This window comes from Pseudomonas sp. LBUM1647, from assembly GCF_059716175.1.
Genome location: NZ_CP166809.1, coordinates 6,459,200 through 6,471,670 on the forward strand (window position 1 = coordinate 6,459,200; position 12,471 = coordinate 6,471,670).

13 protein-coding genes are annotated in these 12,471 nt (G+C 60.4%); 10 read left to right on the top strand and 3 right to left on the bottom strand.

Translation table 11 applies throughout. The annotated features are described in order from the left end of the window. Nucleotides 1–170 precede the first annotated feature (170 nt). The 5 genes from ACA059_RS29900 (at nucleotide 171) to ACA059_RS29920 (ending at nucleotide 5,514) form a co-directional block, all read left to right on the top strand. Complete coding sequence (locus ACA059_RS29900) at nucleotides 171–1,526, top strand: M16 family metallopeptidase (protein ID WP_497631976.1); 1,356 nt, start codon at nucleotides 171–173, stop codon at nucleotides 1,524–1,526. Then, nucleotides 1,519–3,009: a M16 family metallopeptidase gene (locus ACA059_RS29905; RefSeq protein WP_497631977.1), complete on the top strand. Its 1,491-nt coding sequence runs from the start codon at nucleotides 1,519–1,521 to the stop codon at nucleotides 3,007–3,009. Before ACA059_RS29900 ends, ACA059_RS29905 begins: the two co-directional genes overlap by 8 nt. After that, on the top strand, nucleotides 3,009–3,620 hold the full coding sequence (gene rsmD / locus ACA059_RS29910) for a 16S rRNA (guanine(966)-N(2))-methyltransferase RsmD (protein WP_033060498.1): 612 nt from the start codon (nucleotides 3,009–3,011) through the stop codon (nucleotides 3,618–3,620). Before ACA059_RS29905 ends, rsmD begins: the two co-directional genes overlap by 1 nt. A 63-nt stretch (nucleotides 3,621–3,683) precedes the next feature. Then, entirely contained in the window at nucleotides 3,684–4,682 is a 999-nt protein-coding gene (locus tag ACA059_RS29915) for a hydrolase (RefSeq protein ID WP_497631978.1), read from the top strand. Nucleotides 4,683–4,686: 4 nt separating this feature from the next. Then, nucleotides 4,687–5,514: an AraC family transcriptional regulator gene (locus ACA059_RS29920; protein WP_497631979.1), complete on the top strand. Its 828-nt coding sequence runs from the start codon at nucleotides 4,687–4,689 to the stop codon at nucleotides 5,512–5,514. 85 nt (nucleotides 5,515–5,599) lie between these two features. Here the strand turns inward: ACA059_RS29920 and ACA059_RS29925 are convergent, their stop codons facing one another. Both ACA059_RS29925 and ACA059_RS29930 read right to left on the bottom strand, forming a co-directional pair. After that, a complete protein-coding gene (locus tag ACA059_RS29925) occupies nucleotides 5,600–6,454 on the bottom strand; it encodes a sulfurtransferase (protein WP_497631980.1) in 855 nt (284 codons plus the stop codon). 44 nt (nucleotides 6,455–6,498) lie between these two features. Next, the gene (locus ACA059_RS29930) at nucleotides 6,499–7,170 is read right to left on the bottom strand and encodes a TetR/AcrR family transcriptional regulator (RefSeq protein ID WP_497631981.1); all 672 of its coding nucleotides are present in this window, start codon (nucleotides 7,168–7,170) and stop codon (nucleotides 6,499–6,501) included. Nucleotides 7,171–7,316: 146 nt separating this feature from the next. Here ACA059_RS29930 and ACA059_RS29935 point away from each other — a divergent pair, with 146 nt between their 5' ends. The 5 genes from ACA059_RS29935 to ACA059_RS29955 all read left to right on the top strand — a co-directional run bounded on the left by ACA059_RS29935 (nucleotide 7,317) and on the right by ACA059_RS29955 (nucleotide 12,054). Then, the gene (locus ACA059_RS29935; protein WP_149628325.1) at nucleotides 7,317–8,747 is read left to right on the top strand and encodes a coniferyl aldehyde dehydrogenase; all 1,431 of its coding nucleotides are present in this window, start codon (nucleotides 7,317–7,319) and stop codon (nucleotides 8,745–8,747) included. Nucleotides 8,748–8,775: 28 nt separating this feature from the next. Further along, nucleotides 8,776–9,321, top strand: coding sequence for a twin-arginine translocation pathway signal protein (locus ACA059_RS29940; protein ID WP_497631982.1), 546 nt, complete (start codon nucleotides 8,776–8,778; stop codon nucleotides 9,319–9,321). Between the two features lie 153 nt (nucleotides 9,322–9,474). Beyond that, the gene (locus tag ACA059_RS29945; RefSeq protein ID WP_497631983.1) at nucleotides 9,475–11,070 is read left to right on the top strand and encodes a GMC family oxidoreductase; all 1,596 of its coding nucleotides are present in this window, start codon (nucleotides 9,475–9,477) and stop codon (nucleotides 11,068–11,070) included. 115 nt (nucleotides 11,071–11,185) lie between these two features. Next, nucleotides 11,186–11,665 carry a pantetheine-phosphate adenylyltransferase gene (gene coaD / locus ACA059_RS29950; RefSeq protein ID WP_008150570.1) on the top strand — a complete coding sequence of 160 codons (480 nt, stop codon included), beginning with the start codon at nucleotides 11,186–11,188 and terminating at the stop codon, nucleotides 11,663–11,665. 137 nt (nucleotides 11,666–11,802) lie between these two features. After that, nucleotides 11,803–12,054, top strand: coding sequence for a YfhL family 4Fe-4S dicluster ferredoxin (locus tag ACA059_RS29955; RefSeq protein ID WP_038358877.1), 252 nt, complete (start codon nucleotides 11,803–11,805; stop codon nucleotides 12,052–12,054). Nucleotides 12,055–12,147: 93 nt separating this feature from the next. Here the strand turns inward: ACA059_RS29955 and ACA059_RS29960 are convergent, their stop codons facing one another. Continuing rightward, nucleotides 12,148–12,471, bottom strand: coding sequence for a multidrug transporter (locus ACA059_RS29960; RefSeq protein ID WP_497269084.1), 324 nt, complete (start codon nucleotides 12,469–12,471; stop codon nucleotides 12,148–12,150).

A 12,471-nucleotide genomic window follows, 5' to 3' on the forward strand; every position in this document is an offset into this window, starting at 1 on the left:
AACGCAGAGTTTAGCTGACAAACTCAAAGCTTTAGCCGTAAACCCAAACAACCTGCTGACCGATCAAAGGCCTGATAGGCGTGGCCGCCAGTAAAACGGATCAGTATCCTAGCACCCTCTCGCCCGCCGACGCTAAGACCAAGCGGGCAGCCCCAAAGGTTTAAAAACGAATGAATGCTCTAGCCCGCCGCGCTGCAGGCCTGCTGCTCAGCACAGTTTGTCTGCCCCTCTCGGCCCTGGCTGCCGATCCACAACCCACCCACGAATTCACCCTCGATAACGGCCTGAAGGTCGTCGTGCGCGAAGACCATCGTGCGCCGGTGGTGGTTTCCCAAGTCTGGTACAAGGTCGGCTCCAGCTACGAGACCCCGGGTCAGACCGGTTTGTCCCACGCTCTGGAACACATGATGTTCAAGGGCAGCGAGAAAGTCGGCCCCGGCGAAGCGTCGCTGATCCTGCGCGACCTCGGCGCCGAAGAGAACGCGTTCACCAGCGATGACTTCACGGCGTATTACCAGGTGCTGGCCCGCGACCGTCTGGGCGTGGCCTTCGAGCTCGAAGCCGACCGCATGGCCAGCCTGCGCCTGCCGGCCGACGAGTTCGCCCGCGAGATCGAAGTCATTAAAGAAGAACGTCGCCTGCGCACTGACGACAAGCCGATGTCCAAGGCCTACGAACGCTTCAAGGCTATGGCTTACCCGGCCAGCGGTTACCACACGCCGACCATCGGCTGGATGGCTGACCTGGACCGCATGAAAGTCGAAGAGCTGCGCCACTGGTACCAATCCTGGTACGTGCCGAACAACGCCACGTTGGTAGTGGTGGGCGACGTGACCCCGGACGAGGTCAAAACCCTGGCCCAGCGCTATTTCGGCCCGATCGCCAAACGTGATGTGCCGCCAGCGAAAATCCCGCTGGAACTGGCCGAACCCGGCGAGCGGCAGATCACCCTGCACGTCCAGACCCAACTGCCAAGCCTGATGCTGGGTTTCAACGTGCCAAGCATCGCCACCGCCGAAGACAAACGCTCGGTCAATGCCTTGCGCCTGATCTCCGCCTTGCTCGACGGCGGCTACAGCGGCCGTATCCCGACGCAATTGGAGCGGGGCGAAGAGCTGGTGTCCGGCGGTTCGTCGAGTTACGACGCCTATACCCGTGGCGACAGCCTGTTCACCTTGTCGGCAACGCCCAATACCCAGAAAAAGAAAACCATGGCTCAGGCTGAAGCTGGCCTGTGGAAGCTGCTCGAACAGCTGAAAACCACCGCGCCGTCCGCTGAAGAACTGGAACGCGTCCGCGCGCAGGTCATCGCTGGCCTGGTTTACGAGCGTGACTCGATCACCAGCCAGGCCACCGCCATTGGCCAACTGGAAACCGTCGGTCTGTCGTGGAAACTGATGGACACCGAACTCGCCGAGTTGGAAAGCGTGACCCCGGAAGACATCCAGAAAGCCGCCAAGCTGTATTTCACCCGCGAACGTCTCAGCGTCGCCCATGTATTGCCAGAGGAGACGACTCATGAGTGAGCGTAAAAAACCGCGCCTGGCCCTGATGGGCCTGATCGCTGTCGCCTTGATCGGGTCTGCCGCGTTTTACTTTTCAAAGACCGACGAATCCAAGGCCAGCGAAGCCCTCGACAAGGCCAAGGCCAGCCAGAAGCTGCAATCGCTGGCCGAACTCGACGGCAAAGCGCCAAGCCACCGCACCCTGGACGTGCAGACCTGGAAAACCGCCGAGGGCGCCAAGGTGCTGTTCGTTGAAGCCCGGGAGCTGCCGATGTTCGACATGCGCCTGATCTTCGCCGCCGGCAGCAGCCAGGACGGCGACGCACCTGGTCTCTCCATGCTGACCAACGCCATGCTCAACGAAGGTGTGGCCGGCAAAGATGTCGGCGCCATCGCTCAGGGCTTCGAAGGCCTGGGAGCAGACTTCGGCAACGGCGCGTTTAAAGACATGGCACTGGCTTCCCTGCGCAGCCTCAGTGCCGCGGACAAACGCGAACCGGCCCTGAAGTTGTTCTCTGAAGTCATCGGCAAACCGACCTTCCCGGCCGATTCCTTCGCGCGCATCAAGAACCAGATGCTTGCCGGTTTCGAATACCAGAAGCAGAACCCGGGCAAACTGGCGAGCCTGGAGCTGATGAACCGTCTGTATGGCGATCATCCGTACGCGCACTCCAGCGACGGCACGGCGAAAACCGTTCCGGCCATCACACTGGCTCAACTGAAAGCGTTCCATGAGAAAGCCTACGCGGCTGGCAACGTGGTGATTGCGCTGGTGGGCGACCTGTCTCGCACCGAGGCCGAAGCGATTGCCGCACAAGTCTCCAGCGCGCTGCCAAAAGGCCCGGAGCTGGCGAAAATCCCGCAACCGGAGGAACCGAAAGCCAGCATCGGCCACATCGAGTTCCCGTCCAAGCAGACCAACCTGATGCTCGCGCAATTGGGCATCGACCGTGACGACCCGGACTACGCGGCACTGTCCATGGGCAACCAGATTCTTGGCGGCGGTGGTTTCGGTACACGACTGATGAGCGAAGTGCGCGAGAAGCGCGGCCTGACTTACGGCGTCTATTCGGGCTTCACCCCGATGCAGGCTCGCGGTCCGTTCATGATCAACCTGCAAACCCGCGCCGAGATGAGCGAAGGCACGCTGAAACTGGTGCAAGACGTGCTCGCCGACTACCTTAAAACCGGCCCGACCCAGAAAGAACTCGACGACGCCAAGCGTGAACTGGCTGGCAGCTTCCCGCTGTCCACCGCCAGCAACGCCGATATCGTCGGCCAACTCGGCGCCATGGGTTTCTACAACCTGCCGCTGAGTTATCTGGATGACTTTATGCGCGAGTCCCAGAGCCTGACGGTCGAGCAGGTCAAAACCGCACTGAACAAACACTTGAGCACGGACAAAATGGTCATCGTCAGCGCTGGCCCGACCGTGCCGCAAAAGCCGTTACCGGCCCCAACTGATAAACCTGCCGAGCAACCGCTCGGGGTTCCGGAGCATTAATGGCCACTCGTCCAAAAAAACCCGTACACAACGTCCATAACGGCGTGAATCAACTGCGCATCATCGGCGGTGAATGGGGCAGTCGAAAGCTGAGCTTCCCGGATGCACCGGGCTTGCGCCCTACCCCGGACCGGGTGCGTGAAACCCTGTTCAACTGGCTCGCGCCGTACGTTGCCGGGGCCAAAGTGCTTGATCCGTTCGCCGGCAGCGGCGCGTTGTTCCTCGAAGCCTTGTCCCGTGGCGCAGCCATGGGTCAGGCGCTGGACGCCAGTAACATCGCGGTCGCCAGCATCAAGGAGCATCTGGGCACACTGCGCTGCACCACCGGCCAGATTCAGACCGCCGATGCCCTGCGCTACCTGGAAACCCAGACAGCGACTGCTTACGACCTGGTGTTCCTCGACCCGCCGTTCAACCAGAACCTGTTGCCGGGCGTTTGCGCATTGCTTGAAGAACGTCAGTGGCTGGCCGATGAAGCCTGGATCTACACTGAAAGCGAGAATGCGCCATCGAGCCTTGGCTTACCAGGCAACTGGCGCCTGCACCGGGAGCAGAAATCCGGGCGGGTGTATTACGCGTTGTGGCAACGTATGGCAGAGATTGCCGGTTAAACAACCGGCCTGAAAAAGGTGCGCGCCTCAAGCGAGGCTCGCACCGCTGCATCGAGAACCATCGTGTCCCATCCGTCAGAACGCTTCACCCCCGCCTTCGGCCTCGGCAACCCGCACTTGCAAACCTTGTGGGGACCGCTGTGGCGCAAAACCACACACATTGAACGCCAACGCGAACGCTTGTGGCTTGAGGATGGCGATTTTCTCGATCTCGACTGGCACGGCCCGCACAGCGCCAGTGCGCCACTGGTATTGGTGTTGCACGGCCTGACCGGCTCTTCAAATTCGCCTTACGTGGCCGGGGTGCAGAAAGCACTGGGAGCCCAAGGTTGGGCCAGCGTCGCACTGAACTGGCGCGGCTGTTCGGGCGAGCCAAATCTGTTGCCGCGCAGCTACCATTCCGGCGCCAGTGAAGACCTGGCCGAAACCATCAAACACCTGAAAGCCCAACGACCGCTCGCGCCGTTGTATGCGGTCGGCTATTCCCTGGGTGGCAATGTGTTGCTCAAGCACTTGGGCGAATCCGGCAGCAATAGTGGCGTGGTCGGTGCGGTGGCGGTGTCGGTGCCGTTTCGTCTCGATCAATGCGCCGACCGTATCGGCCAGGGTTTCTCGAAGGTCTATCAGGCGCATTTCATGCGCGAGATGGTGGCCTACATTAAAAACAAGCAGCGCCAGTTCCAGCACGATGGGCGCGAGGAAGGTCTGGCGGCATTGGCCGCGCTGGGCTCGCTGGAGAACATGCGCACGTTCCGGGATTTCGATGGCCGGGTCACCGCGCCGCTGAACGGTTTCGTCGATGCCAAGGATTACTATCAACGCGCCTCAAGTCGCTATTTCCTCGGCGAGATTCGTACGCCGACCCTGATCATTCAAGCGGCCGATGACCCGTTTGTATTTCCTCATAGCCTGCCGCAAGCTGACGAATTGTCCGCTTGCACTCAATTCGAGTTACAGACCAAGGGGGGGCATGTCGGCTTCGTCGATGGCTCGTTCAGGCAACCGGGCTACTACCTGGAACGCCGCATCCCGCAGTGGCTGACCGCCGTGGGTCGCCAGTAAGGCCATGGACGTCGATCAGGGCGAGTCGATCCGATTCTGGCAAACAGCGCCACTGGCCGGTGTCGAGTTATTGTCCGCGCGCTACATCGAACACCGTTTCGCGCCCCATGTGCATGACGGTTACGTGATCGGCATGATTATGGCCGGCGCCCAACGCTATCGCTATCGCGGTGCCGAACACCTGGCCGGTAGCGGCACGCTGGTGCTGATCAATCCAGACGAACTGCACACCGGCCATAAAGGCACGGAGGATGGTTGGTTGTACCGGGCGTTTTATCCCGACACCGGGCAGATTCTGTCGCTACTCGATGAACTGGAACTGCCGACCAACGTCTTGCCAGCATTTGGCGCGACGCTGTATCGCGATCCGGATCTGGTGGAGGGTTTCTGCCAACTGCATCGTCTACTGGAAAGTCCGTCCACTGCCTTGCAACAACAAACGGTCTGGCGGGAAATGATGCTGTTGCTACTGCAACGGCACGCTGCCGTGCCGATTGCAGGCAAGCCGGGCAAGGAACATCGGGCGGTGACACTGGCCAAGGATCTGCTGCAAGCACAATTGGCGACGCCGCCCTCGCTGGAAGAACTGGCAGCGGCGGTCAACCTTTCGCCCTTCCACTTCGCCCGGGTGTTCCGCCGCGCCACTGGCATGCCGCCACACACCTGGCTGATGCAGCAGCGCATCGCTCGGGCGCGGGCGCTGTTACAGAATGGTTGCTTGCCGCTGGAAGTGGCGACGCAGTTGGGGTTTGCTGACCAGAGTCATCTGAGCCGGCAGTTCAAGCAGGTTTACGGTGTCGGGCCGGGCGCGTATCGCAGCGCCCGGCTTTAGAATCAAAAGATCGCAGCCTGCGGCAGCTCCTACAGGTGTACACATTCCACTGTAGGAGCTGCCGCAGGCTGCGATCTTTTGATCTTCATTCGCCGATGGCGATGCCATGCGCAGGATCGTTGATCCACTCGCTCCATGAACCGGCATACAACGATCCCAACGGATAGCCGGCCAGACACAACGCAAACAGGTTGTGACAGGCCGTCACGCCAGAACCGCAGTACGCCACCAGATCGGTCGGCGAACGATCACCGAGCTTCTCGGCAAAACGCTGCTTGAGCTGATCCGCCGGCAGAAAACGCCCGTCGCTGCCCAGGTTGTCGGTGAACGCCGCGCATTGCGCGCCGGGGATGTGTCCGGCAATCGGGTCGATCGGTTCAACTTCGCCCTTAAAACGCGGCAATCCGCGGGCATCGAGCAAGGTCAGCTCGGGCTGGCCGAGACGTTGCTGGAGCTGTTCGGCGCTCAAGATCAGCGCGTTGTCCGGCGTCCCCGTGAAGGTGCCCCGTTCAATCTGCGGCGCATCAAGACTCAGGGGCAAACCGGCCGCGTGCCAGGCCTTGAGTCCGCCATCCAGAATAAACACGCCGTCACGCTTGCCCAGCCAGGCCAGCAACCACCAGGCCCGCGCCGCGTAGGCACCCGGGCCGTCGTCGTACAAAACCACATCGCTGTCGGCGTTGACGCCCCAGGCTTGCAGACGCTCGATCAAGTCTTCAGGTTCAGGCAACGGATGGCGCCCGGTCACCCCCTTGATCACTGTCCCGCTCAAATCACGCTCAAGATCGGCAAAGCTCGACTCGGCAATATGCCCTTCGGCATAGCTGCGCTGACCGTAATCCGGGTCCTCGAGGGCAAAACGACAATCCAGAATCACCAGCCCCGGCTGCTCCTTTTTCAGGTCCAACGCTTGCGGGCTGATCAGTTGCGCAATGGGCATAACGGGCTCCTGTGATTGGGCGATATTTGATCCTACTGCACTTTCTATCCCACTTCTTCCAGCGCTTGGGCCAGCGGCACGTAAAACTCCTCGTACAGCGCATTCACCGCGTCGCGAGACTGATCCGTGACAAAACCGGCCTCAAGCACCAGCACCTGATACACGCCACGTTTAATGGCCTGTTCGCTCAGGTGATTGGAATTTTCACGGGTGGTGCAGAGAAAACGCACCCAGGACGTCAGGATGATCCAGGCGTTGAGCGTCAGGGATTCGATTTGAACCTTGTCCATTTGCAGGATGCCGGCCTCGACGAAGCCCGCGTAGATGTGCGTGCCATGGATCAGACAACGTTGGGAAAAGCGCCGATAACGGGCGGCCAGCTCCGGATCACTGTCGAGCAAGTGCTCCAGATCGCGGTGCAAAAACCGGTAGCGCCACATGGCGGCCAGCAATTCCTGAAGGTAGAAGCGCTTGTCTTCGACCGTGGCGGCACGGCCCTGGGGCGGGCGCAGGAAGCTGTCCACCAGGCTTTCGTACTCACTGAACAGCACGGCGATGATCGCCTGCTTGTTGGGGAAGTGGTAGTACAGGTTGCCCGGGGAAATTTCCATGTGGGCAGCAATGTGGTTGGTGCTGATGCTGCGCTCACCCTGCTGATTGAACAGTTCCAGGCTGTTCTGCACGATGCGCTCGCTGGTTTTGATCCGAGGGGCCATGGCTTGGGCTTTAATTCAGAATGCGTTGACCGGCATCTTACGACCTAACCGCGAGTGGATAAAACAAAGCTGCGCCAGGATGTCATTTGACTTTCTAGAGCATGGACTCTAAAACGTCCCTAATTACAATAAATCCGGAGCCGACCATGACTGCTGACATCGCCTACCTGCAGAACCTGCAGCAGCCCCTGGAAGAGCTCCAGACCCTGTTCGACGCTCAACGTGCGGCGTATGCCGCCAACCCGATGCCGCCCGCCGCCCAGCGCCAGCAATGGCTAAAAGCCCTGCGAGACCTGTTGAGCAATGAGCGCCAGGCACTGATCGACGCCATCAGCCAGGATTTCAGCCATCGCAGCGCCGATGAAACCCTGCTCGCCGAACTGATGCCCAGCCTGCACGGCATTCACTACGCCAGTCAGCACCTCAAAGGCTGGATGAAGGCGTCGAAACGCAAGGTCGGGGTTGCCTTTCAACCCGCGGCGGCCAAAGTCATTTATCAACCGCTGGGCGTGGTCGGGGTGATCGTGCCGTGGAACTACCCGCTGTATCTGGCCATAGGGCCATTGGTAGGCGCGTTGTCGGCAGGCAATCGGGTGATGCTCAAGCTCAGCGAATCAACTCCCGCCACCGGTTTGTTGCTCAAGGAACTGCTGGGCCGAATTTTCCCGCAAGACCTGGTCTGCGTGGTACTGGGCGAAGCCGATATCGGTGTAGCGTTCTCCAGATTGCGTTTCGATCACCTGCTGTTCACTGGCGCCACCAGCATCGGCAAACACGTGATGCGTGCGGCGGCGGAGAACCTGACCCCGGTGACCCTCGAACTCGGTGGCAAGTCCCCGGCCATTGTGTCGCGCGACGTGCCGCTCAAGGATGCTGCTGAACGCATCGCCTTCGGCAAGACACTCAACGCCGGACAGACCTGCGTGGCCCCGGACTATGTGCTGGTACCGGAAGATCGCGTCGGAGCTTTCGTCGAAGCCTATCGTCAGGCGGTTCGCGGGTTTTATCCGACCTTGACCGACAACCCGGACTACACCGCGATCATCAATGACCGGCAATTGGCGCGCCTCAACGGCTACATCAGCGACGCCACCAGCAAGGGCGCCCTGCTGATTCCGTTGTTCGACAAGGGCCAGGGGCGTCGCATGAGTCACAGCCTGCTGCTCAACGTCAGCAACGACATGATGGTGATGCAGGACGAAATCTTCGGTCCGCTGCTGCCGATCGTTCCCTACAAGGATCTGGATCAGGCCTTTGCCTACATCAATGAACGACCCCGTCCGCTGGCCCTGTATTACTTCGGCTACGACAAGCGTGAGCAACACCGCGTACTTCACGAGACCCATTCCGGCGGCGTGTGCCTGAACGACACCCTGCTGCACGTCGCTCAGGACGACATGCCATTTGGCGGTATCGGCGCCTCGGGCATGGGCCATTACCACGGCCACGAAGGTTTCCTGACCTTCAGCAAAGCCAAAGGTGTGCTGATCAAACAGCGGTTCAATGCGGCGAAATTGATCTACCCGCCGTACGGCAAATCCATTCAGAAGCTGATTCAGAAGCTGTTTATCCGCTAACGATCATCCCCTTCGGGTAATAACAATAATGAGCCCAAGCCTGTCCGATACACCCGCGCTGTCACGCCGCGGCTTGCTTAAATTCAGCCTCGGCGCCAGCGCTTTTCTCGCCACCGCCGGTTTGGGAGCGAGCCTCAGCGGCTGCTCATCGAGCGTACCGGCCAGCGGTTTCGCGATCCTGCGCAGCGGTGACTTGCTGTTTTTGCGGGCACTGATTCCGGTGATGCTCGACGGCGCTGTGGCCGTCGAAAAAATGCCAGCAGCCGTCGCTGGCACCCTTCAAACCCTGGATAACAGTCTGAATCACCTGTCGCCGGAAATGCTCAAGCTCACCCGGCAGTTGTTCGATGTGCTGGGAATGAGCATCACCCGCGGACCACTGACCGGGATCTGGGGCAATTGGGAAAACGCCAGCAGCGAGGAGATCAGGCACTTTATGGATCGCTGGGAAAACAGCTCGCTGAGTTTGCTACGCATGGGCCACAGCTCATTGCTGCAACTGGTGATGATGGCGTGGTACAGCCGGTCGGAGTCGTGGGCGCATTGCGGGTATCCCGGGCCGCCCACTGTCTGAAACCGTGGCGACCCTATCGCGGGCAAGCCACGCTCCCACAGGGTTTGAGTCGTTCACAAAAGGGTGGCCCCCCTCAAATCCTGTGGGAGCGAGCTTGCTCGCGATGGCGTCAGACGCCCCACCATCACATTCAAGATAAAAAGAGAACTGAAGATGCCCGTACCCGATCCGTTCCGCGAAGGCATGACCCGTGGCTGGAAAACCTATAACGGTTCACAACTGACCCAGGACCTGACCCTCGAAGCGGACGTGGCGATTATCGGCAGCGGCGCGGGCGGCGGCACCACCGCCGAAATCCTCAGCGCCGCGGGCTACAAGGTGTTGCTGATCGAGGAAGGCCCGCTCAAGACCAGCAGCGACTTCAAGATGCTCGAAGACCAGGCCTACACCAGCCTCTATCAGGAAGGTATCGGCCGCATGAGCAAGGACGGCGCAATCACCATCCTTCAGGGCCGGGCGGTGGGCGGCACCACACTGATCAATTGGACCTCAAGTTTTCGCACGCCGGACCCGACCCTCGACCACTGGGCCAAGGAACACGATGTCAAAGGCCACACGCCGGCCGAGATGGCGCCGTGGTTCGAGAAAATGGAACAACGCCTGGGCGTCGCCCCCTGGATGATCCCGCCCAACGCCAACAACGACGTAATCCGCAAAGGCTGCGAAAAACTCGGCTACGCCTGGCATGTGATCCCGCGCAACGTGCGTGGCTGTTGGAACCTGGGCTACTGCGGCATGGGTTGCCCGACCAACGCCAAGCAATCGATGCTGGTCACGACCATCCCGGCGACTCTGGAAAAAGGGGGCGAGTTGCTCTATCTGGCTCGCGCCGAAAAGCTCTTGATCAGCGGCGACAAGGTCACGGGCTTGCATTGCGTAGCGATGGACGACCGTTGCGTCGCACCTACCGGACACACGATCACGGTCAAGGCGCGGCATTACGTGTTGGCCGGCGGCGGGATCAATAGCCCGGCGTTGCTCATGCGCTCCGAGGCGCCCGATCCGCACAAACGGCTGGGTAAACGGACTTTTCTACACTTGGTGAACATGTCGGCCGGGCTGTTCGACGAGGTGATCAACCCGTTTTATGGCGCACCACAGTCAATCTATTCCGACCATTTCCAATGGCAGGACGGCACCACCGGAAAAATGTCTTACAAACTCGAAGTGCCGCCGCTGCACCCGGCACTGGCCACGACCCTGCTCGGCGGTTTCGGCAAGGAAAACGCCCAACACATGGAAAACCTGCCCCACACCCACGCCATGTTGGCGTTGCTGCGGGACGGTTTTCACCCGGACAGCCCCGGCGGCAGCGTCGAGTTGCGCGGTGACGGCACGCCGGTGCTCGACTATCAGGTTTCACCCTATGCCTGGGACGGGTTGCGTCGGGCGTTCCACAGCATGGCCGAGATCCAGTTCGCGGGCGGTGCCCATGCGGTAATGCCAATGCACGCCGACGCTCGCTACGTGAAAACCCTGGCCGAAGCGCGCACGCTGATCGACGGCCTGAGCCTTGAGCTGTATCGCACACGCCTGGGCAGTGCCCATGTGATGGGCGGTTGTGCCATGGGTGAAGACCCGAAAAACGCCGTGACCGACAGCCTCGGCCGGCATCATCAGTTAGGCAACCTGTCGATTCATGATGGCTCGCTGTTCCCCACCAGTATTGGCGCAAACCCGCAATTGTCGGTCTACGGGCTGACGGCGCAGCTGGCAACTTCTTTGGCCGAACGTTTGAAAAACCCATGAAAATGGAGAATATTCCAATCGTCTATAGTGCTTTCTTACCCAAAAGGCGACTTGGCCGACCGGGAAGGCTGCGATACCATCCGACTCCCCAACGGACTCCCGCCAGGACGACGCGATGAACCGAGTGTTGTACCCAGGTACCTTCGACCCTATTACCAAGGGCCATGGCGATCTGGTCGAACGCGCCGCGCGCCTGTTCGATCATGTGATCATCGCCGTCGCCGCCAGCCCGAAGAAAAACCCGTTGTTTCCCCTGGAACAGCGTGTGGCGCTGGCCCGCGAGGTCACTAAACATCTGCCCAACGTTGAAGTCGTCGGCTTCTCGACGTTGCTGGCGCACTTCGCCAAAGAGAAGAACGCCAACGTGTTCCTGCGTGGTTTGCGTGCGGTGTCGGACTTCGAATACGAATTCCAGCTGGCCAACATGAACCGTCAGCTGGCGCCGGATGTGGAAAGTCTGTTTCTTACCCCGTCCGAGCGTTATTCGTACATTTCCTCGACGCTGGTCCGTGAAATTGCAGCCCTGGGCGGTGATATCACCAAGTTCGTCCACCCTGCGGTGGCGGACGCCCTGAACGAACGCTTTAAAAAGTAGGAGCTGCCGTAGGTTCGGGCCGCGTTCGGACGATCTTTTCCCCTTGATCGCGCCCGCGTGCACTGCGGGCGCCAATGCGGCACAATTGTGCGCATTGGTTTATTGCGCCCGGGCCTTCCGCCCGGGCTGGAGTTAGCATGTCCCTGATCATCACCGACGATTGCATCAACTGCGACGTCTGCGAACCCGAGTGTCCGAACGCCGCCATTTCCCAGGGCGAAGAGATCTACGTGATCGACCCGAACCTGTGCACCCAGTGCGTCGGCCACTACGACGAACCTCAGTGCCAGCAAGTGTGCCCGGTGGATTGCATTCCGCTGGACGAGGCGCATCCGGAGACTGAAGAGCAGTTGATGGAGAAGTACCGGATCATTACCGGTAAGGCTTGAGGGCCCCAAAAGATCGCAGGCTTCGCCAGCTCCTACATGGAATTGCATTCCCCCTGTAGGGGCTGGCGAAGCCTGCGATCTTTTGATCTTGATTCACTCCCGCTGCTCAAACCCTTCTCCGATACACCCCAGACACCGCACGAACGCCGCTTTCGCCGGGTCGACCACCAACGCCTGCCCCGCATCGCCGACGCCGCCGCCCAGCGCGGTAAACGGCAACGACACCACAAACACTCCGGCACCAATCACCGTCGCCACGACCAGCAAAGGTCGGGCAATCAGCAAATCGCCGATCATGGCGTACGCCGGGGGATTCTGGATGGTGTAACGCGGGTCGCCGCTGCCCGTGTTTGCTGCCAGCGCTGGCGCACCGACGCTCAGCAGCAAAACGACGACAACGGTTCGAAACAGGTTCAT

Excerpts from the sequence above, each read along its gene's own strand:
- ACA059_RS29900 (WP_497631976.1), top strand. The coding sequence starts at position 171 with ATGAATGCTCTAGCCCGCCGCGCTGCAGGCCTGCTGCTCAGCACAGTT.
- rsmD (WP_033060498.1), top strand. The coding sequence starts at position 3,009 with ATGGCCACTCGTCCAAAAAAACCCGTACACAACGTCCATAACGGCGTG.
- ACA059_RS29905 (WP_497631977.1), top strand. The coding sequence starts at position 1,519 with ATGAGTGAGCGTAAAAAACCGCGCCTGGCCCTGATGGGCCTGATCGCT.
- ACA059_RS29935 (WP_149628325.1), top strand. The coding sequence starts at position 7,317 with ATGACTGCTGACATCGCCTACCTGCAGAACCTGCAGCAGCCCCTGGAA.
- ACA059_RS29945 (WP_497631983.1), top strand. The coding sequence starts at position 9,475 with ATGCCCGTACCCGATCCGTTCCGCGAAGGCATGACCCGTGGCTGGAAA.
- coaD (WP_008150570.1), top strand. The coding sequence starts at position 11,186 with ATGAACCGAGTGTTGTACCCAGGTACCTTCGACCCTATTACCAAGGGC.
- ACA059_RS29955 (WP_038358877.1), top strand. The coding sequence starts at position 11,803 with ATGTCCCTGATCATCACCGACGATTGCATCAACTGCGACGTCTGCGAA.
- ACA059_RS29930 (WP_497631981.1), bottom strand. The coding sequence starts at position 7,170 with ATGGCCCCTCGGATCAAAACCAGCGAGCGCATCGTGCAGAACAGCCTG.
- ACA059_RS29940 (WP_497631982.1), top strand. The coding sequence starts at position 8,776 with ATGAGCCCAAGCCTGTCCGATACACCCGCGCTGTCACGCCGCGGCTTG.
- ACA059_RS29920 (WP_497631979.1), top strand. The coding sequence starts at position 4,687 with ATGGACGTCGATCAGGGCGAGTCGATCCGATTCTGGCAAACAGCGCCA.
- ACA059_RS29925 (WP_497631980.1), bottom strand. The coding sequence starts at position 6,454 with ATGCCCATTGCGCAACTGATCAGCCCGCAAGCGTTGGACCTGAAAAAG.
- ACA059_RS29960 (WP_497269084.1), bottom strand. The coding sequence starts at position 12,471 with ATGAACCTGTTTCGAACCGTTGTCGTCGTTTTGCTGCTGAGCGTCGGT.